Origin of the sequence: Bradyrhizobium genosp. SA-4 str. CB756, assembly GCF_000473125.1 — a bacterium.
GTDB lineage: Bacteria > Pseudomonadota > Alphaproteobacteria > Rhizobiales > Xanthobacteraceae > Bradyrhizobium > Bradyrhizobium arachidis.
This window is the reverse complement of the sequence record NZ_KI421499.1, coordinates 5,182,552-5,206,092: the sequence shown is the minus strand read 5'-3', so window position 1 is coordinate 5,206,092 and position 23,541 is coordinate 5,182,552. Positions and strand designations below refer to the sequence as shown.

The following is a 23,541-nucleotide window of genomic DNA, read 5'->3' as shown; positions in this document are numbered from 1 at the left end:
GGCGAGGAGCGCACCGCGGCGAGCTAGCTCGCGCCGCCGACCAATCGCGCCAGCCGCTCGAGCAGCGGACGCTGGCCATCGTTGATCTTCTTGGCCGCTTCGTCGAGCGTGAAGAACGCGGCGCGATCGACCTCGGGAAACGTCTGCCGCTTGCCGCTGCGCGGCGGCCATTCGATCTCGAACGTGTTGCTGCGGACATTGTGCGTATCGAGATCGAGCTCGATGGCGAAGGCGGTGACGATCTTGCCGCCGCGCTGCTTCACCTCGCCCAGCGCAGTGAGGGGCTCGGCCACCTCCACGCCAAGCTCCTCGGCGAATTCGCGCCGGGCAGCTTCCTCGGCATCTTGCCCGTCTTCATATTCACCCTTCGGGATCGACCAGGCGCCGAGGTCCTTGTTGCGCCAGAACGGGCCGCCGGGATGGACCAGCAGAACCTCGAGCTCCGATCGCATGCGATAGGCGACGATCCCGGCGCTTCTCGTTGGCATCGCTGGTTCCTCATCGCGTCACGGCCCGGAGAAATCTGAACAGGCCTCTCAACGTCGTTCAACGCCGCTCCGGCGAACGGTTTCCAGTCCGCGCATCAGCCTGAAGACCTTTCGCGTGCGGCAAGGCGGATGGCGCGGGCCTTGGCGCTCCTGCCGGCGGCGCGCGCCGCGATCATGCTGCGCGCCTTGGTGGTCTTCCGGATCACCAAGGCGAGCCGCTTGCGCGCGCGGTTGGCGGTCAAACGCGCTGCCAGTTGCTCGGCCTTGCGCATGATGGTGGCGACGGAGGGCGTGAGGTTCACGGGAACCCAGGCGACATCCCTGGTCTTGGAGAGACTGCCGATGCCTTCGCAAGGTGCTTCACGCGGCAGGTCGATCCGGATCGCAAGCGCTTCGGCGCGCGCGGTCCAGTCTTCGGCCCTGGTGCCGGTGATGATGCGAACGTAGTCGCGCGTCTCGCGCGGCAACTCGCTTTCCTTCGCGAGCCATTTCTGGATGCGGCCGGGTCCGGCGTTATAGGCGGCTGCGGCAAGACCGAGATTGCCGAAATCGTCGCGCAGCTTGCCCAGGAATTTCGCCGATGCGGGCAGCGCCTTCATCGGATCGAAGGGATCGTCGAGCCCGACCTCGGCGGCCGTGTCCGGCATGAATTGCGCAACGCCTTGCGCGCCGGCCTGGCTGACCTCGTTGGATTTGAAGCGGCTCTCCTGCCAGATCAGGCGCGCGAAGAAGGGCACCGGAATTCCGCTGGCCTCCGCGGCCTCGCGCAGCGCGTGGCAGAATTTTTCAGTCGGCGAAAGCGGGGCGGGAGCGACGGTTTCGACCGTGCGCGCCGGCTCGATCGTCTCCTCATAGGCGGCGCGCGCATTCGCGAGCTCAATGGCCTGCACGCTGGAAAGGAAGAGCTCGACGAGGGGAGCCAGAGAGGGCCCGCGATCGGATTTGAGAAGGGCGTTGTCGGTGTTGTCCGCTTGCCGGGACGTCGTCGAGCCGACGTCGCACATCACGATCAGGAACGCAGCGCAAGCCGCGACGAGAAATCGCATCTCGGTAAGAGTCCTCGAACTGTGGGGGAACGACCGGCATGTGCGCCGGCAACGAGGACTTCATTAACCGCAATTGCGGCGAAGCTGCGATTCCGCTGGAGGCTCGGTGTTAGTACGGGTGTTCCCGCCGCAGAACCGGGAACCAAGAGCAAATGCGATGTGCAAGCGGTAGCTCGCGGCTACGTCTTGGGAAAGTCCTTGCGCATCGCGATCTCGGCGGCATCGCCGGGCGACAGCACGGTCTGGTCGAACGCCGCTTGCGGTCTCGTCATGATGTCGTAGAGCGAGATGCCCTTGATGGGTTTGCCCATCAGCTCGCGGACGCATTCGGCGAGCGTGCCGTTGTAGACGAGATAGGGCGGCCCTCTGTCCTTCTGCCGCTCGCCCTTCAGCGACGGCCACTTCTTCAGTTCGGCCGGCGCGTCATAGGCGATCGGCGATTCCTCTTTGAACATGCGCTTGACCCGGGGCGGCGTGAAAGGCCCGGAAATCCTAAGGCCTGCCCGGTAAACGCTTGTTAAAGAATTAGTTCAAATCAGCCGGCAACGAAGGCGAGCAGGGTGCCGTTGGCCTTGGCCGGGGGCACGCAGATCGCGGCCCCGCTGCGCACTGACGCCGAGCCCAGCGCCTTTTCCGTCGCCGCGAGATCGCCGCTGACGAGAACGAGCGCCGCACCGCCGCGCTCGGAGAGGCCCGCGAGCGGCACGCCCGGATAGCGTTGGCCGAGCTGCTCCAAGGTCAGATAGACGAAGTCGGCACGATCGCCGCCGGAGGGCACCTTCACAGCACCATCGGCTTCCGCCTTCGGCTCGCGGTCGATCAGACGCGCGAGATGCGCGGCCTCCTTTGCCGGCTCCGCCGTTGCGATCAATGTCTGCTTGATCCGCCTGGCCGCATTGGCGTGCTTCATCAATTCAGGGATCCACACCGTCTCGCGGGTCTTGTGCTGGCAGGCGAAGATGCGCACGCCGCCCGGCGCCTCCGCGGTCGGCCACATGAAGGTCCGGAATTTCGCCGCCGAGACCGTGCCATCGGGTAGCGTCACCGGCCGTTCGAAATCGGTCGGGCCGATCGGCTCTAAGCCGCGCGCGCGGATCTCCTCGGCGCCGGCGGCGGAATCGACCGCGGTGAAGGCGATGCGCTCGATGCCTTCGCCGTGCTTGTCGACAAAGGCGCGCGCCGGCGCATTGTGCTCGGTTGCCACGAGGACGCCGAGCAGCTCCATGTAATCGGGGTCGAACATGATGGTGTAGTTGCCGGTGCCCATATGCGCGCTGTGGGTGCCGCGCGGCGATACGGTGAAGCCGAGCTGCCGGTAGTTCTCGGCGGCCTTGTCGAGGTCTTTCACCATGACCACGGCGTGGTCGATACCGGTGACGTTCTTGAGGGCCACTGTTCTTTCCCCGCATGCAAGCTGATTTCGGCCGCTGCAGCGGCCACGAGTCATGTCTACGCCGGATGGGCGGTCAAGTCATTTTCAAATCGGCGGCAGATGCGGAATTTCATTCCGCCAAAGGCGGGCCCGACGTCAGCGCGCCTGCTCGAGATAGGCGGCGAGGATGGCGCGCTCCTCGCCGGTCATCTCGGTGATGTTGCCCGGCGGCATCGCGTTGGACCAGGCCGCGACACGACCGATCAGGCGGATGTTGCGATGGATGTGCTCGGGCGCATCGAGCAGAATGCCCTTCGGCGCGGTCACGATGCCGGCCCAGACCGGTTCGGCCGCATGGCACATGCTGCAACGGGACATCACGATCTCCTCGACATTGGCGAACGTGGGCTGCGCCTGTAGCGCGCTCGTCTTCACCTCGCGCGGGCCGGCCGCAGAAAGGAGGCAAATCGCGATCGCGCCGGCTGCCGCAACGCCCCACACCCACCACGGCGATTTTCGCCCGGCATGGCGCTCGTTGAAGAAGTGGCGGATCACGGGGCCGAGCGCCAGCACGATCGCGACGATGATCCAGTTGAAGCGCGTGGCGTAGAGCAGGGGATAGTGGTTGCTGATCATCAGCACGACCACGGGGAGCGTCAGATAGTTATTGTGGACCGAGCGCTCCTTGCTGGCCTTGCCGAGCTTCGGGTCGGGCGCCTGTCCGGCGATGAGCGCCGCTACGATCTTCTTCTGGTTCGGGATGATCAGGGCGAAGACGTTGGCAACCATGATGGTGCCGATGATCGCGCCGATCTGGTTGAAGGCGCCACGGCCGCTCAAGACATGGGTGAAAGCGTAGGTCAGCGCGACCAGGAACAGATAGCCGCCGATGGCGAAGGGCAGCTCGCGCTGTGCCAGCCCGGTGCGACACGCGGTCTCGTAAAGCAGCCATGCGAGAGTAAGACTGCCGAGGCTGAACAGGCCGGCCTGGAATGGCGAGAGATCGAGGATCGACTTGTCGACCAGGAACAGATCGGCATCGAGATAATACACCACCACCATCAGCGCGAAGCCGGACAGCCAGGTGGTGTAGGCCTCCCATTTGAACCAGGTCAGCTCGTCCGGCATCTGGCTCGGCGCCACCAGATATTTCATGATCCGGTAGAAGCCGCCGCCATGGACCTGCCAGGCCTCGCCCTGCACGCCGCCGGGCAGATCGCCCTTCGGCCTGAGGCTGAGATCGAGCGCGATGAAATAGAATGAGCTGCCGATCCAGGCGATCGCGGCGACCACGTGCAGCCAGCGAAGCAGCAGGCTCGCCCATTCCGATATGATGGATCCCCACATGATCGTCCCGTCAATTGCGGCGCCGATGCCGCAGCTTTGATGACCGCAACCGGCGGCTCAACCCCTACAATGTGTCGCACCGATCCGTGCTATTTTCCAGTATGCTAGGTCATAGCTGATGCACATCGTGCGGGCAGGACGTGACGTGGGATTCGGCAGGCGTTGGATCTGCCGCAGAACGTTTGCGAGTTGAACGGCGTTGATGCCGAGACGTGCAGGCCGGGAGGAAGACCGAGGTGAGAAACAGGATTTCCATCGCGATGGCTGCGGTCGTGGTTGCGACCGCTGCGCAGGCCGAGCCGGTGCTGCAAGGCAAGGATGCCTACGGCGATTGGCGGGCCGACAAGCCCGGTACAGTCCGGTTGGTCCGGCCGGAGGATCTGGTGCGGCCCGGTGCCACGCGCTCGTTTGCGAGTTCGGCTCGTGTGGCGTCGCGCCCGTCGGAAGCCGCGCCCCAGGTGCCGGCCGGTTTCAAGATCGAGTTACTCGCGGACGGTTTGCGTGCGCCACGCATCATCAGGGTCGCACCGAATGGCGACGTCTTCGTCGCGGAGACGCGGGCCGGCGCCGTTCGCGTGCTGCGTAGCGGCGACGGCGGCAAGCTCGCGACCAACGAGGTGTTCGTCAGCGGCCTGAGGCAGCCGTTCGGCATCGCCTTCTTTCCGAACGGCGACAATCCGCAATGGGTCTACGTCGCCAACACCGATAGTGTCATCCGCTTCCCCTATCAGGCCGGCGATCTCAAGGCGCGCGGCAAGGCGGAGACGATCGTGGCGAGCCTGCCGCATGACGGCGGCCATTCCACGCGTGATGTCGTCTTCACGCCCGACAACAAGCGCATGCTCGTGTCGGTCGGCTCGCTCAGCAACGTCGCCGAGGGCATGGGCACGCCGCCGGGCGGGATGCAGGCGTGGGCGAAAGCGCGGCCGCTTGGCGCAGCCTGGGCGAGCGAGCTCGAGCGCGCCGCGGTGCTGGCCTTCACGCCTGATGGCAAGGATCGGAAGATCTATGCCACCGGCATCCGCAATTGCGTCGGCCTTGCGGTCCAACCGGAGACCAGCTTGCCCTGGTGCTCGACCAACGAGCGCGACGGTCTCGGCGACGATCTCGTGCCTGATTACGTGACCAGCGTGAAGGAGGGCGCGTTCTACGGCTGGCCGTGGTTCTATATCGGCGGCAACGAAGACCCGCGCCACGTCGGCGCGCGGCCGGACCTCAAGGACAAGGTGACGGTGCCTGATGTGCTGATCCAGCCGCACTCGGCCTCGCTCGGCATGACCTTCTATCAGGGCACGCAGTTTCCGTCCGAGTACCAGGGCGATGCCTTCGCCGCCGAGCACGGCTCGTGGAACAGATCGAAGCGCACCGGCTACAAGGTGATCCGCATCCGGATGAAGGACGGCAAGCCGACTGGCGAGTACGAGGATTTCGTCACGGGGTTCGTGGTCAGCGACACGGAGGTGTGGGGCAGGCCGGTCGGCGTTGCGGTCGCGAAGGATGGATCGCTGCTGGTGTCGGAGGACGGCAACGGCACGATCTGGCGGGTGACGCACTCGCGCTGAGCGCGCGCGCTTCGCCTCTCCCCGCAAGCGGGGAGAGGGGGAGGAGACCTACCCCCGTCTCACACTCGCCCCGCCGTCCACCGGCAGCGTCACCCCCGTGATGAAATTCGCTTCGTCCGACGCCAGGAACAGCGCGGCGTTCGCGACGTCCCAGCCCGTGCCCATCTTCCTGCGCAGCGGCACCTTGCTGTCGCGTTCGGCTTCGACTTCGGCGCGGGTCTTGTGCCATTCGCGGGCGCGGGTGTCGACCGCCATCGGCGTGTTCATCAGGCCGGGAAGGATGACGTTGGCGCGGATGCCGTATTCGGCGTTCTGGTAGGCGAGCTGCTCGGTGAAGGCGATCATCGCCGACTTCGTCGCCTTGTAGGCGACGTAGGGATAGGTCGTGATCGCCGCCATGGAGGAGATGTTGATGATGGCGCCGCTTTGCTGCGCGCGCATGATCGGGATCACTTCCTTCGCGGCGAGAATGCAGCTCTTCAGATTGATGGCGACGACGCGGTCGAACGCCTCTTCGGTGATTTGAAGCAGCTCGGCATCGCCGCCGGAGAGGCTGACGCCGACATTGTTGTGCAGCACGTCGATGCGGCCCCAGCGCGATTGCGCGTCCGCCACCATCGCCTTGATGTCGGCAGCTTTGGTCACGTCGGCCTTGCAGGCTGCGGCGGTGCCGTGAGTCGCTGCGATCAGGTCCACGGTTTCCTGCGCTGAGTCCAGATGGTGATCGACGCACAAGACCTTCGCACCTTCGCGCGCGAAGGTCAGCGCGGTGGCGCGGCCATTGCCCATGCCTTCGCCGGGGCTCTGGCCGGCGCCGACGACGATCGCAACCTTGTCCTTCAAGCGCATCTCAATTCACTCCCGGAATCGGGTACTGCTGGAGTACCTCTTTGTAATAGGGCTCGTTGTCGATCTTCATGGTGGCGAGCACGCGCACCACGCCGCAATAGAAGGCGATGGTCAGCACGAGGTCGACCATGTGCTCGTCGGACAGGTGCTGCTTGATCGCGGCGAAGGTCGCATCCGACATCGCGAGCTCGCGCACCATCTCGCGTGCGCCCTTCAGGATCGCCTTCGCCAGCGGCTCCAGCTTCGACGGCTTGCCTTCGGTCTCGGCCATCAGGCCGGCAATGTCCTCGTCGGTGACGCCGAATTCCTTGCCGATCTTCACGTGGTGGGTGAATTCATATTCCGACTTCTCCATCCAGCCGACCTGGAGGATCGCAAGCTCGCGCAGGCGCGGATCGAGCTTGCTCGTGAAGCGGATATAGCCGCCGATGCCGTTGAATGCGCGCGCCATCTCTGGCGAGTTGACCAGCAGCTTGTGCAGATTGGTGTTGCGCTTGAGCATGTCGCGATATTCGGGCGCGACCTGGTCGGCCTCGAGATAGGGCAGGCGGGCCATTGCGGTGTTTCCTCTGATGTTCTTGTGACTAGCGTTCGGGGGACAGTGTCACCTCGCGACCCGCGAACGACGCCTTTGCGCCGGCGCGGGCCAGCAAATTGCTGCAACGCGGCCGCCGCCGCCGCTGATCAATGCCGTCCTGCCGGCGGCGCCGGCTTCGTCCTCAGGGCTCTGCATGTCGTTCCATCCCGATATTTTTCGTGCAAGTTAGCAATGCGGCGCGGAGGTGAGAAGACCGACTGTCCTGCTCCGATGTCATTGACATCGCATGGAATTGCATGCCGCCGCACGGTACGGCCGACCGGTGTGTCGTGGAACTGTCCCGATGCAACTTCGTTTGCTGCAACGGAGCTTTTCGCGTTACGCTCTCCTTCGGGGCTTCCCAACCGCCAGTGGCTTGCCGATGAATCTGCTTGATCCACAAGGGCCCGTAGCTGCGGCCAACAGCACCATTTTGGTCGATTCTGTCTTCATCATGCTCGTGATCGTGGTGCCAACCATTTTCGCGATCCTGGCGTTCGCGTTCTGGTTTCGCGCCTCCAATACCAAAGCGCGCTTCCAGCCGGGCTTCGTCTATTCCGGCCGCGTCGAAATGGTGGTGTGGGCGATCCCCGCGCTCACCGTCATCCTGCTCGGCGGCGTCGCCTGGATCGGCTCGCATCAGCTCGATCCTGCCGCCCCCGTGCCGGGCACCGGCAGCCCGCTGCGGATCCAGGCCGTCTCGCTCGACTGGAAATGGCTGTTCATCTATCCCGACCAGCGCATCGCCACCGTCAACACGCTGACGGTGCCGGCCGGTGCGGAGCTGAATTTCCAGCTGACCTCGTCGAGCGTGATGAACGTGTTCTTCATCCCGCAGCTCGGCAGCATGATCTACACCATGAACGGCATGGTGACGCGGCTGAACCTGCGCGCCGACAATGAGGGCAAGCTCCAGGGCCTGTCGGCGCATTTCTCCGGTGACGGCTTTCCCGACATGCTGTTCGACGTCAACGTGGTCTCGCCGCTCGCTTTCCCTGATTGGGTGGCGAACACCGCGAAGACCGACGCCGTGCTGAACGAGGACAGCTACAAGAAGCTGATGCAGCAGGGCATCGAGCGGGGTCGGCCGGTTTATCGCCTCGATGATCCCCGCCTGTTCGACCTGATCTCGACCCAGCACATCCCGCCGGGGCCTGGACCGGAGCTCGCGTCCGGGGCCGGCCGGCCGCACAGTGGAGGCCTTGATGCTCGGTAAGCTCGATTGGTCGGCGATCCCGTTCGATCAGCCCATTCCGCTCGTCGCAGGCGGGGTCGTGCTGGTGGCGATCCTGGGCGTGCTGGCCTGGGTCGTGGTGAGGGGACATCTGCCCTATCTCTGGCACGAATGGATCACCAGCGTCGACCACAAGCGCATCGGCGTGATGTACATCCTGCTCGCGTCCGTGATGCTGCTACGCGGCGGCAGCGACGCCATCATGATGCGGATCCAGCAGGCAGTCGCCTACCAGTCGCAGGGCTATCTGCCGCCCGAGCACTACAACCAGATTTTTTCGGCTCACGGCACCATCATGATCTTCTTCGTCGCGATGCCGTTCGTGATCGGGCTGATGAACCTCGTCGTGCCGCTCCAGCTCGGCGTACGCGACGTTGCCTTCCCGACGCTCAATTCGGTCGGCTTCTGGCTGACGGCGACCGGCGCGCTGCTGGTCAATCTCTCGCTGGTGATCGGCGAGTTCGCGCGCACCGGCTGGCTCGCCTTTCCTCCGCTGTCGGGACTGTCCTATTCGCCGGGCGTCGGCGTCGATTATTACGCCTGGTCGCTCCAGATCTCGGGCGTCGGCACGCTGGTGGCCGGCATCAATCTGGTCACGACGGTTCTGAAGCTGCGCACGAAGGGCATGAACTATCTGCGCATGCCGATGTTCTGCTGGACCACGCTCGCCTCCAACCTCCTGATCGTCGCCGCGTTCCCGATCCTCACCGCCACGCTCGCGATGCTGCTGCTCGACCGTTACCTCGGCTTCCATTTCTTCACCAATGAAGCCGGTGGCAACGTCATGATGTTCATGAATTTGATCTGGGCCTGGGGACATCCGGAGGTCTACATCCTGGTGCTCCCCGCCTTCGGCATCTTCTCCGAGGTGGTGTCAACCTTCTCCGGCAAGGCATTGTTCGGCTACCGCTCCATGGTGCTCGCGACCATGGCGATCTGCGTCATCTCCTTCATGGTCTGGCTGCACCATTTCTTCACGATGGGCGCGGGCCCCGACGTCAACGCCATCTTCGGCATCGCCAGCATGATCATCGCGGTGCCGACGGGGGTGAAGATCTACAACTGGCTGTTCACGATGTATGGCGGCCGCATCCGCTTTGCGACGCCGATGCTGTGGGCGGTCGGCTTCATGGTCACCTTCATCATCGGTGGCCTCACGGGCGTGCTGGTCGCGGTGCCGCCGGCCGACTTCATGCTCCACAACAGCATGTTTCTGGTGGCGCATTTCCACAACGTCATCATCGGCGGCGTGCTGTTCGGCGCCTTCGCCGGCTTCGAATACTGGTTTCCGAAGGCGTTCGGCTTCCGCCTCGACGAGCGCTGGGGCAAGGCCGCGTTCTGGTTCACCTTCGTCGGATTCTACGTCACCTTCATGCCGCTCTACATCGCCGGTATGCTGGGCATGACGCGGCGGCTGCAGCACTACGATGTCGCTGCGTGGCGGCCATGGATGTTCGTGGCAGCGTTCGGCATGGCCGTGCTGAGCGTCGGAGTGATCTGCCAGATCATGCAGCTCGTCGTCAGCATCCGCAACCGCGAGGCGCTGCGTGACCGCACCGGCGATCCCTGGGACGGGCGCTCGCTGGAATGGGCGACCTCGTCGCCGCCGCCCGTGTTCAATTTCGCTTTCAATCCGGACGTGCGCGGCGAGGACGCCTATTGGGACATGAAGGCCAAAGCCCAGCAGCAATCGCTCGAGCACGACGAGCCCGAGTATCAGGACATCGAGATGCCCCGGAACTCGCCGACCGGTTTCGTCTGCGCCTTCTTCGCCACCATCATGGGCTTTGCGCTGATCTGGCACATCTGGTGGATGGTGATTGTGGGTGGCGTCGGTGCGTTCGCGACCTTCGTCGTGTTCGCCTGGCGCGACCATGATGAATACGTCATTCCGGCCGCCGAGGTCGCCCGCATCGACCGCGTCAATCTCGAAGAGCGGCGCAGCCTCGTCAGCATGGCGGGAGCAGTCTGATGTCGATGACCGCGACCGCCGGCCACGCCCATGCCGATCCCCATCACATCGGCCTTGTCATCGAGCATCCCGGGCCCGCGTCGAAGCGGATCGTGACCGCATACGGCTTCTGGGTCTTCCTGCTCTCCGATATCGTGATGTTCTCCTGCTTCTTCGCTGCCTATGCGGTGCTTGTCCATCAGACCGCAGACGGACCGAAGGGCTCGGAGATCTTCGAACAGCGGAATGTCGCGATCGAGACGGTCTGCCTACTGCTGTCGAGCTTCACCTGCGGCATGGCCAGCATTGCAGCCGACGTGCGCAACCGGTTCTGGTTCTACCTCGGCATGACCGTGACCTGTGTGCTCGGCCTGATCTTCCTCGTCATCGAATTCCGCGAATTCGCCGATCTCGTTGCGCGCGGCTACGGCCCGTCACGGAGCGCCTTCCTGTCGTCGTTCTTCTCGCTGGTCGGTTGCCACGGCCTGCATGTCTCTGCCGGTGTCCTGTGGCTGCTCACCATGATGGCCCAGGTCTTCGCCAAGGGCTTTCGCGCCGACGTCCTGCGGCGGATGATGTGCTTTGCGCTGTTCTGGCATGCGCTCGACATCATCTGGGTTGGGGTCTTCTCCGTCGTCTACCTGCTCGGGAGTGCCGTATGAGCGATCAGACGCACATGCATGCCGAACATGACCTCGCACCAGGCGAGGAAGAGCAACACAGTGTCGGCGAACGGATCCTCGGCTATGTCGTCGGCCTCGTCCTGGCGCTGCTGCTCACGGCGACGTCGTTCTTCATCGCGGGGACCGACCTTGTCTGGCAGCCTTCGATCCCCGTCGCGCTGATCGTGCTCGCGATCGCGCAGATGGGCGTGCATCTCGTGTTCTTCCTGCACATCACCACGGGCCCGGACAACACCAACAACGTGCTGGCGCTGGCGTTCGGGCTGCTGGTCGTCTTCCTGGTGGTTGGCGGCACCGTCTGGATCATGTCGCATCTCAACCAGAACATGCCGCCGATGGATCAGATCATGATGCGCCAGTAGCTCGCATGGCAGCTGAGGAAGTCTTGAGCTTGATGCGTTGATCTCACCGCGTCGTCATGGCCTGGCTTGACCCGGCTATCGGCGTCTTGCTTCTCGGCATGAAGAACGTGGATGCCCGGGCATGACGGCCGGAGTTGGCACCCACAGCTCCGCAAAAAAGAAGAGCCGCTTGTTTGTGACAAGCGGCCCAAGTCTAGGGAGGAAACGCCCGAGCAAAGACAATCGGCCGAAGCCGGATTGCTGCCAAGGAAACGCTCGCGCAAAGCGCTTGCGTACACATATAGGTGCAGCAACTCCCGCTGAAGTTCAATTCCGGATCAATACTGTCTCGGAGTACCACTCACGGCTGCGTGAAACCCCTTGTTCACTTTGGCCGGCGGCAGTTGTAGGCCTTGCGGAACCCCGCGGCCTGGGCGTCGTCCTCGGAGCAGAACCAGCGGTCCGGCTTGGTGGTCGCCGGGTAGCTCGGGCAACCCCGCAAATGGTAGATGCCGATATTGCCGGTGACGCGTGCGCGCACCGCAAGCTTGCCCTTGATGCTGCAGCTCGGCGGCATGGTCAGATCCTCCGGAAAGAGCACGGCGCGGATTTCCTTGTCGCGGTCGGCGCGGCAGGCGGCGCCCAGCAGCGCGCCGTCCTTCTTGCCGGTGCGGAAATCTTGCGGTGCAACAAAGCAGCCCTTCCAGATCCCGGTTGATGCAGTTTTGGCGTCGGCCGCCGCTGGCTTGACGTTGGCCTTGATCGGCTCGCGCGCGATGGCGTAGCCGAGCTTGACCAGCTGCTCGTTCAAGCTCGCCTTGTCGCCCTCGGCGGTGCAGATCGCGCGGTGCCGCTTGCCAAAGCTCTTTTCCGGCCCGACGTCGTCGCAGCGCACCGAGCGCTTGTTGATCAGCTTGCTCAGCTGCTCGCGGGCCTCGATGCCGCAGGTCCAGGGATCGGCGTGGTCGTCGATGCAGACCTGGTCCAGCTCGGGCGCATCGACGCCGTCGAGCCGATAGGTCACATCGCCGAGCTGGATGGAGTTGCCGTCCCGGACCGTCGCGGCAGCGGTCAGCGCGGCGGCCGGTTCGGACGGGACCAGTAATCCGGGCAGAGCGAAAAACGAAACGAGCGCAAAAGCGCGGGCGGCGGCAAAGAAACTTCGGAAGGACATACGGTCTCGCTATCGATTGCTCTGGCGCCTTGTTCCTAGCATCCGGGCGAGGCGTTACCAATGGTCTGCGCCCTGCGAAGTGCGACATTCCGGCCTCGCGGCTTTACTCAGCCGTCGCTCTGCCCCTATCGTTTGCACAGCCTTCCGGACTGCGGAGGCCGAATCGCCCGGAAAGCGGCGAGGGTGGAGGACAAGGTTGCAATGAAAGATCCCGTGGACGTCCTGATCATCGGTGCCGGCGCGTCAGGCGCGGCGGTGGCGTGGTCGCTGGCCGAGACCAAGATGCACATCCTCTGCCTGGAGCAAGGCGGCTGGATGAACCCGGCGGAATATCCGAGCACGGGCCGGGACTGGGAGGCCAAGTTCTACGGCGAGTGGTCGTCGAGCCCGAACGTGCGCGGCCGGCCCGAGGATTACCCGATCAATGACGACAATTCGCCGATCAAGGTCGTCAACTACAACGCGGTCGGCGGCTCGACCGTGATGTACACCGCGCACTGGCCACGGCTGCATCCTTCCGACTTCAAGGTGAAGACGCTCGATGGCGTCGCCGATGACTGGCCGATCGATTACGACGCGCTGACCTCGTTCTTCGAAGAGAACGACCGCATGATGGGCACGTCGGGCCTATCGGGCGATCCGCTGTCGCCGCTGACGCATCCGCCGATGCCGCAACAGCCGATGGGATTGTCCGGCGTGATCATCGGCAAGGCCATGAACAAGCTCGACTGGCACTGGTGGCCGTCGGACACCACGGTCGCGACCATGGATTATGAGGGCCGCGCGCGCTGCATCAATCTCGGCCATTGCACGCCGGCTTGCGCGCAGGGCGCAAAGTCCTCGACCGACATCACCTATTGGCCGCACGCCATCCGCGCCGGCGTCGAGCTGCGCACCCATTGCCGGGTGCGCGAGATCACCACCGACGAGAACGGCATGGCCTCGGGCGTGGTCTATTACGACAAGGACGGCGTCGAGCAGTTCCAGCCGGCGCATGTCGTCATTATCGCCTGCAACGGCGTCGGTACGCCGCGGCTGCTGCTCAATTCGAAATCGAACCGTTTCCCGAACGGTCTTGCCAATTCATCCGGCCTCGTCGGCAAGAATTTGATGTTCCACCCCTATGCGCAGATCTACGGCTACGTGAAGGAGCCGACCGACAGCAACCGCGCGCCGCCGACCTGCCTGTGGAGCAAGGAGTGGTATGACACGGACCTGTCGCGCGGCTTCGTGCGCGGCTATGGCGTCCAGTTCGTGCGCGGCGCAGGGCCGGTGTTCGAGGCGGTGGTCAGCGAGCAGAAGGGAATTCTGCCCTGGGGCGAAGATCATCACCGCGTCTTCCGCAAGCTCAACGGTCATCGGCTGGGCTTCTCCGCGATCTGCGAGGACCTGCCGGAGGAGCACAACCAGGTCACGCTCGATCCGGTGCTGAAGGACAGTCACGGCATTCCAGCCCCAAAGATCGACTACACCATCAGCGAAAACAGCCGGAAGATGATGGAGCATGCGCTCGCCCGCGGCCGGGAGTTTCTCGAGACGGCGGGGGCAACCGACATCTGCGTCAACTCGCCGATCCCCTGGGGTGGCTGGCATTTGCTCGGCACCGCGCGGATGGGCACCGAGCCCGAACGCTCCGTCGTCAACGAATGGGGCCGCACGCATGACGTGAAGAATCTCTTCATCGTCGACGGCAGCATCTTCGTCACCTCGGGCGGGGTGAACCCGACCTCCACCATCCAGGCCCTCGCGCTCTACATCGCCGACCAGATGAAGCAGCGGCTGGCAAATTTGTTCGATTAGAGGACCGACATGTCCGAGCAGATTACCCTCTCGCCGCGGCAGCGCCAGGACTTGCGCACCATCGCCGCGATGATCATTCCACCGAGCGAGGAATACCGTGTGCCCGGCGCTGATGACGACATCATCCAGGCCGACATCCTTGCAACGCTCGGCCGCGACACCAGACCTGTCGCGGCAGCGCTGGATCATGTGGCGCGGCTTGCGGGCATGCCGCTCGCTGATCTCGAACCTGCCGCGCGCGACGCGGTGGCGCAGGAGTTTCGCAACTCCGGCGGCGCGCCTGCCGCAACGCTCGTTCGCGTCGTGCTGCAATGCTACTACCGCGACGACCGCGTGTTGCGCTCGCTCGGGCTGGAGCTGCGTGCGCCGTTCCCCAAGGGCCATGTGCTCCCGGACGGCGACTGGTCGCTGCTCGATCCGGTCAAGGCGAGGGCGGGCACGCTGCGGCGGGCGCCCTAGCCACCTGGGCAGTCCAGCCTTGCGCGCCCGGTGGGCTACTTGCGCCGGAGGGAACAGGCCACCATCTGTGTGAGCCTCAAGGACGCCTACCATGCTGGATTTTACCTCAGATATCGCCGATGACGCCCCGTCATCGCGAACGGCGGCGGCTGCGCCGGCCGATGACCGGGCGCTGCTGGACGCCTATTCCAACGCCGTGATCGACGTCACCGACCGCGTCGGCCCCGCCGTCGTGCGGGTCGAGACCGGGCCAAAGGTGCCGAACGGCCGCGAGCGCGGCGGGCTTGGCTCGGGCATTGTGATCTCGCCGGACGGACTCGTGCTCACCAATAGCCACGTGGTCGGCTCCTCCAGGGAGATCCGCCTGCGCGACGTCGAGGGCCATGTCGGCGATGCGCGGGTGCTGGGCGTCGATCCCGACACCGATCTTGCGCTGCTCCGCGCCAACGGCGTGCGCGATCTGCCCTATGCTGCGCTCGGCAATTCCAAGAGCCTCAAGCGCGGCCAGCTCGTGATCGCGATCGGCAATCCGCTCGGCTTCGAATCGACCGTGACCGCCGGCGTGGTCTCGGCGCTCGGCCGCTCGATCCGCTCGGTGAGCGGGCGCACCATCGAGGACGTGATCCAGACCGATGCCGCGCTCAATCCCGGCAATTCCGGCGGCCCGCTGGTGTCGTCGAATGCCGAGGTGATCGGCATCAACACCGCCATCATCAACGGCGCGCAAGGCATCTGCTTTGCGGTCGCCAGCAACACCGCGCAATTCGTGCTCTCGGAGATCATCCGCCACGGCTATGTCCGCCGCGCTTATATCGGCGTGGCTGGACAGACCGCGCCGGTCCCGCGACGGCATGCGGTGCTGGCCGGCGTCGAGAACAAGATGGGCGCGCTGTTGATGCAGATCGAGCCGGACGGGCCGGCGGCCAAGGCGGGCCTGCTGCCCGGCGACGTCGTGATCAGGCTCGACGGCGTCGACATCAACGGCGTCGACGATCTGATCCGCGTGCTCGACCGCGACCGGATCGGCCGGCGGCTCGCCATGGACGTGCTGCGGCTCGGCCGCCTGCGGGCGATCGACATCGACCCGATCGAGCGCAAGCCACAGCGCTAGCTGCGAGCCCGCGGGCGGGGTATGACGATCGCATGCCTCGCCTCCGGACCCCCGCCGCATGATGCCGGCGCATGAGACCTACGACGTCATTGTCATCGGCGCCGGTGCCGGCGGCATGACGGCTGCGGCAGTGGCCGCCGCTGAAGGCTTGCGCGTGCTGGTGATCGAGAAGACCGCCTTTGTCGGCGGCACCACGGCCTGGTCCGGCGGCATGGTTTGGATTCCCGCCAATGCCAAGATGAAGGAAGCGGGGCTCTCCGACAGCATCACGGATGCGGTCCAGTATCTGTCGAGCATGGTCCCCGAGCCTGCCAATGCCAGCTTGCGTGCTGCGTTCCTCGCGCGTGGGCCGGAGGCGGTCGCATATCTCGAAGCCAACACGGAGGTCCGCCTTCAGCCGGTGAAAGCCTATCCCGATTATTATCCGGAGCGGCTCGGCGCGACGCCGGGCGGGCGCGTGCTGGAGCCGGTGGCGTTCGACGGCACACGGCTTGGCCGGGCTTTCGCGCGGCTGCGGCCGCCGCTGCCGGAGTTCACGCTGTTCGGCGGGATGATGGTCAACCGGCTCGACATCCCGCATCTGCGCCGGATCGGCAAATCGCTGCGCTCGACATTGCGTGCGGCGCAACTGGTGTCCGCATACGCATTGCAGCGGTTGCGCAGCCCGCGCGGCACGACGCTGCATCTCGGTAATGCTCTGGCCGCGCGGCTTTACGCCTCGCTGCTGGCGCGGGAGGTCGAGATCCTCTTCAGCGCCGATGTCGAGGATCTATCGATGCAGGGCGATCGCGTCGCGGGCGTGGTGATCCGCCATGGCGCCCGTGATCGCCCGATCGCGGCGCGCTGCGGCGTGGTGCTGGCGACCGGCGGCTTCTCGCATGATGCTGCTTTGCGCAAGCGCTTCTTCCCTGCGGCGGCCGGATTTGTCTCAGCGACGAACACATCAGGCACCGGGGACGGCCTCCGACTCGCGACCGCGACGGGCGCTGCCCTCAACACGGATGCCACCAGCCCGGCCTATTGGGTGCCGGCCTCGCTGTTCCGTCGCGCCGACGGCAGCCGTGGTGTCTTCCCTCATACGGTGACCGACCGCGCCAAGCCCGGCGTGATCGCTGTCAATGCCGCCGGCCGCCGCTTCGTCAACGAGGCGCTGTCGTATCATGAGTTCGTGCTCGCGATGCTGCGCGACGGCAATGGCGAGCCGGACCGGCCGTTCTATCTGATCTGCGACCGCCACTTCCTGCGGGCTTACGGTCTCGGCCGCATCAAGCCGTTCACGCGCAATGTGCGGCGCTATGTAGCCAGCGGCGAATTGGTCGAGGCTCCCGATATCGCACAACTGGCAGCGAAGATCGGCATCAAGCCAACCACCCTCACGGCGACGATTGAGAATTACAACGCGGATGCCAGGGAAGGCCGCGATCCCGAATTCGGCCGCGGCAGCACCATCTATCAGCGGCATCTTGGTGATGCCGCTCACAAGCCGAATCCCTGCGTCGCGCCGATAGTTCGCGCGCCGTTCTTCGCGATGCGCATCCATCCGGCCGATCTCGGCACGGCGATCGGGATGAGGGTGGATGCGCAGGCGCGCGTGCTGCGCGAGGACGGCACGCCGATTGCGGGGCTCTATGCTTGCGGCAACGACATGGGCTCGATCATGAATGGGAATTACCCGGGGCCCGGGATCACGCTCGGCCCGGCGCTGACGTTCGGGTATATCGCGGGGAGGCATCTGGCGGAGGGGGCTGGGGCAAGCACGACGAACGCTGCGAATGCGGCTGTCTGATTGTGCCCGCGCTATTTCCACGTCATCGCGAGCGTAGCGAAGCAATCCAGAAATTTCTCCGCGGAGGCAGTCTGGATTGCATCGTCGCTTCGCTCCTCGCAATGACGAGTGGAGAGGGAGTAGGCTAGTCGCTACTCCGCCGCCGCCGCAAAGCGGCTGTTCTCCAGCTCCGCGTCCAGCCGCGCCGTTTCGGCGGCGGCCAGTTTGATATTGGCTTCCTTGACATGCCCGAAGCCGCGGATCGTCTCCGGCACCCTCGCGAGCCGCGCCAGCAGCGGGATCTGCTCCGCCGTCAGTCCGGCCATCCGCTGGTCGATCATCGCAAAATAATCCTCGACCAGCTTCCGCTCGGTCCGGCGCTCCTCGGTGCGGCCGAACGGATCGAGGGCGCCGCCGCGCAGGAATTTCAGTTTTGCAAGAATGCGGAAGGCGTGGATCATCCAGCCGCCGAACTCCTGCTTCTGAAGCCGTCCCGTCGTCTTGTCGCGCTTGGCGAAGATCGGCGGTGCCAAATGGTACTTCAGCGTGAAGTGGCCGTCGAATTTTTCCGACACCTTCTTCGCAAAGCTGCCGTCGGTATAGAGGCGGGCGACCTCGTACTCGTCCTTATAGGACATCAGCTTGAACAGGTTCTTGGCGACGGCCTCGGTCAGCTCCGTGGATGCGGGCGAGGCGGCGGCTTCCGCCTTGCGCACCTTGGCAACCGCCGCGACATAGCGGTCGGCGTAGGCCTTGTCCTGATAATTGGTCAGAAACTCCGCTCGGGTCGCGATGATGTCGTCGAGCGATTTGGTCGGCGCGGACGCCCGGGCCTTGAACTGCAGCACGCTGCGCACCCGCGACATGTCGTGGGCGGCGAGACGGCCCCAGGTGAAGGCGAGCTTGTTCATCTCGATTGCGGCGCCGTTGATCTCGATGGCGCGGAGCAGGGCCTCCAGCGACAGCGGGATCGCACCCTTCTGGAAAGCGAAGCCGAGCATGAAGGGATTGGTCGCGATGCTGTCGCCCATCAGCGCCGCGGCAATGCCCGTGGCGTCGACGATGTCGAGGTTCTTGTCGCCGACAGCGTCGCGCAGCACGGTCTGCATCGTGCCCATCTCGAAATCGAGATCGGGGTTCTGCACGAAGCTCGCGGTCGGCTGCAGGTCGGCGTTGACATAGGCCTTGGTCACGCCGCGCTCGGCGCGGCTCAGCGCGGTCGGGCCGGCCGACACGATCATGTCGCAGCCGAGGATGACGTCCGCGCCGCCGCTGGTGATGCGGACCGCGGAAATGTCTTCAGGCTTCGGCGCGATGCGGACATGGCTCATCACCGCGCCGTTCTTCTGCGACAGGCCGGTGAAATCGAGCGCCGAGCAGCCGCGGCCGTCGACATGGGCGGCCATGCCGAGCAGGGCGCCGATGGTGATGACGCCGGTGCCGCCGATGCCGGTGACGAGGATGTTGTAGGGGCCGTCAAGCTCACGCGCCGGCGGCAGCGGCAAATCGGCGAACAGCTGGCCTGAATCCACCGCCGAAGTCTTCATGCGCTTGAGCGAACCGCCATGCACGGTGACGAAGCTTGGGCAAAAGCCCTCGACGCAGGAAAAATCCTTGTTGCAGTTCGACTGGTCGATCTGGCGCTTGCGCCCGAACTCGGTCTCCAGCGGCTGCACCGAGACGCAGTTGGAGGCCTGCGAGCAATCGCCGCAGCCCTCGCAGACGAGCTCGTTGATGAAGGCGCGCTTGGCGGGATCGGGATAGAGCCCGCGCTTGCGGCGGCGGCGCTTTTCGGCGGCGCAGGTCTGGTCGTAGATCACGACCGTGAGACCCTTGATGTCGCGCAGCTCGCGCTGCACGGCGTCGAGCTCGCGGCGGTGATGGATCGTCGCGCCTTGCGGGAAGTAGTTTCCTTCCGGATATTTGCTGGGATCGTCCGAGACGATCGCAAGCCGCTTGACGCCCTCGGCCCAGACCTGGTGCGCGATCTGCGCGACGTTGAAGGCGCCTTCGGCCGGCTGGCCGCCGGTCATCGCGACGGCGTCGTTGTAGAGGATCTTGTAGGTGATGTTGATGCCGGCCGCCGACGCGGCGCGAAGGGCAAGGAGCCCGGAATGCGTGTAGGTGCCGTCGCCGAGATTCTGGAAAATATGCTTCTCGGTGGTGAAGGGCGACTGGCCGATCCAGTTCACGCCCTCGGCGCCCATATGCGAGATCAGGTCGGTGCGGCGCGTCGGCATGCTCAAGGCCATGCCGTGGCAGCCGATGCCGGCCATGGCGCGGCTGCCTTCCGGCACGCGCGTCGAGGAATTGTGTGGGCAGCCCGAGCAGAAGAACGGCGTGCGCGCGAGCTTGATCTGCGTGCTTGTCGTGACGGGATTGTCGAACGCCTCGAGCCGGGCGAGGCGCTGCTCCAGCACCGGGCTGTGATGGCCGAGCTTGCGCAAGCGGTTTACCAGCGCGCCCGCAACGATGGTCGGCGTCAGCTCGCCCTCGCTCGGCAGCAGCGGCGCGCCGTTCTCGTCGCGCTTGCCCGTCACTGTCGGGCGCCGGGACGCATCCACGTTGTAGAGGATGCGCATGAGCTGGTCTTCGATGAAGCCGCGCTTCTCTTCGACCACGAGCACGTCCTGCAGACCTTCGGCAAAGCGCTTCGCGCCGCTTTCCTCCAGCGGCCAGGTCAGCGCGACCTTGTAGATGCGAAGGCCGAGATCCTGCGCGTCCTTGTCGGTGATGCCCAAATCGGCGAGCGCCTGGCGCAGATCGAGATAGGCCTTGCCGGTCGCGACGATGCCGAGCCGGGCGGGCTTGGAATCGAGCACGATGCGGTCGAGCTGGTTGGCGCGGGCGAAGGCCTGCACTGCGGCCATCTTCGGGCCGAACAGGCGCCGCTCAGCCTCCAGCGGCGGATCGGGCCAGCGGATGTTGAGGCCGCCCGGCGGCATCTCGAAATCGTCGGGCAGCACGATCTTGATGCGCTCGGGGTCGCTATAGATCGAGGCCGAGCTCTCGACCGTCTCGCTGATTGCCTTGAAGCCGACCCAGCAGCCCGAGAAGCGCGACAGCGCAAAGCCGTAGAGGCCGAGATCGAGATAGTCCTGCAGTGTCGCCGGATTGATCACGGGGATCAGCGCCGCCGCGAACACCTGCTCGCTCTGATGCGCGAGCGTCGAGGACTGGCAGCCATGGTCGTCGCCGGCAAGTGCGAGCACGCCTCCATTGAGCGCGGTGCCGGCCGCGTTCGCATGCTTGAGCGCGTCGACCGAACGGTCGACGCCGGGCCCCTTGCCGTACCAGATGCCGAACACGCCATCGACCTTGGCGCCGGGGAACAGGCCGACCTGCTGGCTGCCCCAGACGGCGGTCGCCGCCAGATCCTCGTTCAGGCCGGGGACGAAGGCGATGTCCTGCTGCTGGAGAAATGACTTCGCGCGCCACAGCGCGTGGTCGTACATGCCGAGCGGGGAACCGCGATAGCCGGAGATGAAGCCGCCGGTGTTGAGCCCCTGAAGCCGGTCGCGTTCGCGCTGCAACATGGGCAGGCGGACCAGGGCCTGTGTGCCGGACAGGAATATCCGCTTCGATTCGAGCCGGTATTTGTCGTCCAGCTCGACCTGCATCAGCGTCATTTCAGGAGTCCTCGTGTCTCGTTCGGCGTGGGGTTTGCGCTGCGGGAGAGTTGCGGCTGCGCGACGCGAATTGTGACAGTCAAAAGCATGGGGCCGCGAAGTCAATATCGCTGGCCGCATCCGTGGCGCTCCTGCTAGTCATGGCTGCCAATGGAGAGCACTATGGCTGACGCATTCGACACCGAGATCACCGAGACGGCCGAGGCCCTGACCGGCCCGTGGCGCCAGCCGCGCCAGATGCTGCAGGCGCAGACCTACGACGCGCATGCCTCGATCCACGACGACGCCACCGCGCAGAAGCTCGGCTTCAAGGGCGGCACCATCGAGGGCCCGACCCATTTCAGCCAGTTCGCTCCGCTCGGTGCGCGGCTGTGGGGACGCGCCTGGTTCGAGACCGGCTGCATCTCAGCGCATTACCGCAGCGTCTGCTACGAGGGTGAGGAGGTGCAGGCGATCCTGTCGAAGCCGCTGCCGGGAACGCGCCAATGCGAGATCCAGATGGTGAAGCGCGACGGCGCCGAGGTGCTGCGCGGCACGGCCTCGCTAGGTGAGCCGCACGCCCAGACTGCGCTGGAGACGCGCCTTGGCGAGCTCAAGCCGCTGACCGATCCCGTGATCCTGCGCGATGTGAAGGTGGCGCAGACCAGCAAGCGGCAGACTGTGCGGATGGCGTTCGACCAGAACATGGGCGACCTCTATCCGTTTTCGCTGCGGCAGAAGCTCGCCGTCATCACCGAGAACTCGCCTTACTACGCGACCGCCGATAATCCGTGGCGGAGGCCCATCATTCCGATGGAGATGCTGAGTGTGCTGTTCCAGTACCGCTCCAAAGAGGATCCGCTGCCGGCCAAGGGCCCGGCGGTCGGCCTGTTCGCCGATCAGGAGATCCGCCTGGTGAAAGGCCCGCTCTTCGTCGACGAAGAGTATGAGGTCGAGCGCGAGGTGGTCGCGCTCTCCGGCAGCCGCCGCACCGAGAGCGCCTGGGCGAAGACGCGCGTGTTCGACAGAGCGGGCACGATGGTCGCCACGATGTTGCTCAACATGGCAACGCTGAAGGATTCGTATGCGCCGTATGAGAATGAGTATCGGCAGCTGTATGGGGTGGGCGGTAGGCGCTAGGCGTCGTCACACACTCTCCGCCGTCATTCCGGGGCGCGCGTAGCGCGAACCCGGAATCCATTTCACCTCGCGTACTGCGGCCCGATGGATTCCGGGCTCGACGCTGGCGCGTCGCCCCGGAATGACGGCGGAGAGTGCGTCGTGCGCCGCTCATCCTTTAAGCAAATGCACGTCGCAAAGCCGTCGCACAGGGAATAAGCAGCCGTCGATCGCCGCCGTAACCTTCTGACCGCACAACGAATTCCCTCACGTCCCACGCCCCATCGCAATTGTACACAATGGCACGGCGCTTGCAGAACTCTCCGTAAAGAGAGTTCTCGCGGGGGCGTCATGTTGAACTCAAGCAAATCGACACTGGGCGTCATCAGGGCCGAGCCCGAGCCGATCAAGCTCGACTGGGCCGCCACCGCGCTCCTTATCATCGACATGCAGCGCGACTTCATGGAGCCCGGCGGCTTCGGTGAGACGCTCGGCAATGACGTCAGCCAGCTTGCGCGCGCGGTAAAGCCGATCGGCGCGGTGCTGAAGGCTGCGCGCGAGAGCGGCATGCTGGTGATCCACACCCGCGAGGGCCATCTGCCTGACCTTTCCGATGCGCCGCCGGCGAAGGTCGAGCGCGGCGCCCCGTCCTTGCGCATCGGCGATCCCGGCCCGATGGGGCGCATTCTCATTCGCGGCGAGGTCGGCCACGACATCATCCCCGAGCTCTATCCGCTCGACAGCGAGGTCGTGATCGACAAGCCCGGCAAGGGCGCGTTCTACGCCACCGAGCTCACCGACGTGCTGGAGAAATACGGCATCGAGAATTTGCTCGTGTGCGGTGTCACGACTGAGGTGTGCGTCAATACCACCGTGCGCGAGGCCAATGACCGCGGCTATCGCTGCGTCGTCATCGCCGACGGCTGCGCGTCCTACTTCCCCGAGTTTCACGAGATGGGCCTGAAGATGATCAAGGCCCAGGGCGGCATCTTCGGCTGGGTCACGGACTCGGCCGCAGTTCTGGAGGCAATGAAGACTTCGAGCACATAGGGGTA

The 23,541-nt window shown here is 65.0% G+C and carries 20 protein-coding genes; 11 read left to right on the top strand and 9 right to left on the bottom strand.

Going from position 1 to position 23,541, the window contains the following annotated elements; all coding sequences use genetic code 11:
- Window positions 1-23: 23 nt before the first annotated feature.
- The 5 genes from BRAGE_RS0125315 to BRAGE_RS0125295 form a co-directional block, all read right to left on the bottom strand.
- The gene (locus tag BRAGE_RS0125315; protein ID WP_027558395.1) at window positions 24-488 is read right to left on the bottom strand and encodes an NUDIX domain-containing protein; all 465 of its coding nucleotides are present in this window, start codon (window positions 486-488) and stop codon (window positions 24-26) included.
- A gap of 95 nt (window positions 489-583) precedes the next feature.
- Window positions 584-1,534 carry a lytic transglycosylase domain-containing protein gene (locus BRAGE_RS0125310; RefSeq protein WP_027558396.1) on the bottom strand — a complete coding sequence of 317 codons (951 nt, stop codon included), beginning with the start codon at window positions 1,532-1,534 and terminating at the stop codon, window positions 584-586.
- 179 nt (window positions 1,535-1,713) lie between these two features.
- Window positions 1,714-1,989: a hypothetical protein gene (locus BRAGE_RS0125305; RefSeq protein ID WP_027558397.1), complete on the bottom strand. Its 276-nt coding sequence runs from the start codon at window positions 1,987-1,989 to the stop codon at window positions 1,714-1,716.
- 80 nt (window positions 1,990-2,069) lie between these two features.
- Window positions 2,070-2,927, bottom strand: a complete 858-nt coding sequence (locus BRAGE_RS0125300; protein ID WP_027558398.1) for a VOC family protein — start codon at window positions 2,925-2,927, stop codon at window positions 2,070-2,072.
- Between the two features lie 135 nt (window positions 2,928-3,062).
- Window positions 3,063-4,253 carry a urate hydroxylase PuuD gene (locus BRAGE_RS0125295; protein ID WP_027558399.1) on the bottom strand — a complete coding sequence of 397 codons (1,191 nt, stop codon included), beginning with the start codon at window positions 4,251-4,253 and terminating at the stop codon, window positions 3,063-3,065.
- 236 nt (window positions 4,254-4,489) lie between these two features.
- On the opposite strand from BRAGE_RS0125295, the gene BRAGE_RS0125290 reads away from it, so the two are divergent.
- Window positions 4,490-5,815, top strand: a complete 1,326-nt coding sequence (locus tag BRAGE_RS0125290; RefSeq protein WP_027558400.1) for a PQQ-dependent sugar dehydrogenase — start codon at window positions 4,490-4,492, stop codon at window positions 5,813-5,815.
- 48 nt (window positions 5,816-5,863) lie between these two features.
- Here the strand turns inward: BRAGE_RS0125290 and BRAGE_RS0125285 are convergent, their stop codons facing one another.
- Both BRAGE_RS0125285 and BRAGE_RS0125280 read right to left on the bottom strand, forming a co-directional pair.
- Complete coding sequence (locus tag BRAGE_RS0125285) at window positions 5,864-6,664, bottom strand: SDR family NAD(P)-dependent oxidoreductase (RefSeq protein ID WP_027558401.1); 801 nt, start codon at window positions 6,662-6,664, stop codon at window positions 5,864-5,866.
- A gap of 1 nt (window position 6,665) precedes the next feature.
- Complete coding sequence (locus BRAGE_RS0125280; RefSeq protein ID WP_027558402.1) at window positions 6,666-7,220, bottom strand: carboxymuconolactone decarboxylase family protein; 555 nt, start codon at window positions 7,218-7,220, stop codon at window positions 6,666-6,668.
- 454 nt (window positions 7,221-7,674) lie between these two features.
- Between BRAGE_RS0125280 and BRAGE_RS0125275 the strand changes: the two genes are divergently transcribed.
- Genes BRAGE_RS0125275 through cyoD form a run of 4 tightly spaced genes read left to right on the top strand, consistent with a single transcriptional unit; the run spans window position 7,675 to window position 11,471 of the window.
- Complete coding sequence (locus BRAGE_RS0125275; RefSeq protein ID WP_231164303.1) at window positions 7,675-8,457, top strand: cytochrome ubiquinol oxidase subunit II; 783 nt, start codon at window positions 7,675-7,677, stop codon at window positions 8,455-8,457.
- Window positions 8,447-10,447, top strand: coding sequence for a cytochrome o ubiquinol oxidase subunit I (gene cyoB, locus BRAGE_RS0125270; protein WP_027558404.1), 2,001 nt, complete (start codon window positions 8,447-8,449; stop codon window positions 10,445-10,447). Before BRAGE_RS0125275 ends, cyoB begins: the two co-directional genes overlap by 11 nt.
- The gene (locus tag BRAGE_RS0125265) at window positions 10,447-11,088 is read left to right on the top strand and encodes a cytochrome (ubi)quinol oxidase subunit III (RefSeq protein ID WP_027558405.1); all 642 of its coding nucleotides are present in this window, start codon (window positions 10,447-10,449) and stop codon (window positions 11,086-11,088) included. The genes cyoB and BRAGE_RS0125265 overlap by 1 nt, the downstream gene beginning before the upstream one ends.
- Window positions 11,085-11,471 carry a cytochrome o ubiquinol oxidase subunit IV gene (gene cyoD / locus BRAGE_RS0125260; RefSeq protein WP_027558406.1) on the top strand — a complete coding sequence of 129 codons (387 nt, stop codon included), beginning with the start codon at window positions 11,085-11,087 and terminating at the stop codon, window positions 11,469-11,471. The genes BRAGE_RS0125265 and cyoD overlap by 4 nt, the downstream gene beginning before the upstream one ends.
- A gap of 364 nt (window positions 11,472-11,835) precedes the next feature.
- On the opposite strand, the gene BRAGE_RS0125255 is transcribed toward cyoD, so the two are convergent.
- Window positions 11,836-12,624: a thermonuclease family protein gene (locus tag BRAGE_RS0125255; RefSeq protein WP_027558407.1), complete on the bottom strand. Its 789-nt coding sequence runs from the start codon at window positions 12,622-12,624 to the stop codon at window positions 11,836-11,838.
- Between the two features lie 201 nt (window positions 12,625-12,825).
- Between BRAGE_RS0125255 and BRAGE_RS0125250 the strand changes: the two genes are divergently transcribed.
- From BRAGE_RS0125250 to BRAGE_RS0125235, 4 genes are all read left to right on the top strand, one after another.
- Window positions 12,826-14,424, top strand: a complete 1,599-nt coding sequence (locus BRAGE_RS0125250; RefSeq protein WP_027558408.1) for a GMC family oxidoreductase — start codon at window positions 12,826-12,828, stop codon at window positions 14,422-14,424.
- Between the two features lie 9 nt (window positions 14,425-14,433).
- Window positions 14,434-14,883 (top strand): hypothetical protein, encoded by a 450-nt coding sequence (locus BRAGE_RS0125245; protein ID WP_027558409.1) that lies wholly within the window; start codon window positions 14,434-14,436, stop codon window positions 14,881-14,883.
- A gap of 91 nt (window positions 14,884-14,974) precedes the next feature.
- Window positions 14,975-15,994 carry a S1C family serine protease gene (locus BRAGE_RS0125240; protein WP_027558410.1) on the top strand — a complete coding sequence of 340 codons (1,020 nt, stop codon included), beginning with the start codon at window positions 14,975-14,977 and terminating at the stop codon, window positions 15,992-15,994.
- 58 nt (window positions 15,995-16,052) lie between these two features.
- Window positions 16,053-17,780, top strand: coding sequence for an FAD-dependent oxidoreductase (locus BRAGE_RS0125235; protein WP_027558411.1), 1,728 nt, complete (start codon window positions 16,053-16,055; stop codon window positions 17,778-17,780).
- A gap of 131 nt (window positions 17,781-17,911) precedes the next feature.
- Here BRAGE_RS0125235 and BRAGE_RS0125230 read toward each other — a convergent pair whose 3' ends face one another.
- Entirely contained in the window at window positions 17,912-21,388 is a 3,477-nt protein-coding gene (locus tag BRAGE_RS0125230; RefSeq protein WP_027558412.1) for an indolepyruvate ferredoxin oxidoreductase family protein, read from the bottom strand.
- Between the two features lie 162 nt (window positions 21,389-21,550).
- On the opposite strand from BRAGE_RS0125230, the gene BRAGE_RS0125225 reads away from it, so the two are divergent.
- Both BRAGE_RS0125225 and BRAGE_RS0125220 read left to right on the top strand, forming a co-directional pair.
- Entirely contained in the window at window positions 21,551-22,507 is a 957-nt protein-coding gene (locus BRAGE_RS0125225) for a hypothetical protein (RefSeq protein ID WP_231164304.1), read from the top strand.
- 330 nt (window positions 22,508-22,837) lie between these two features.
- Complete coding sequence (locus BRAGE_RS0125220) at window positions 22,838-23,536, top strand: cysteine hydrolase family protein (protein WP_027558414.1); 699 nt, start codon at window positions 22,838-22,840, stop codon at window positions 23,534-23,536.
- Window positions 23,537-23,541: the final 5 nt, after the last annotated feature.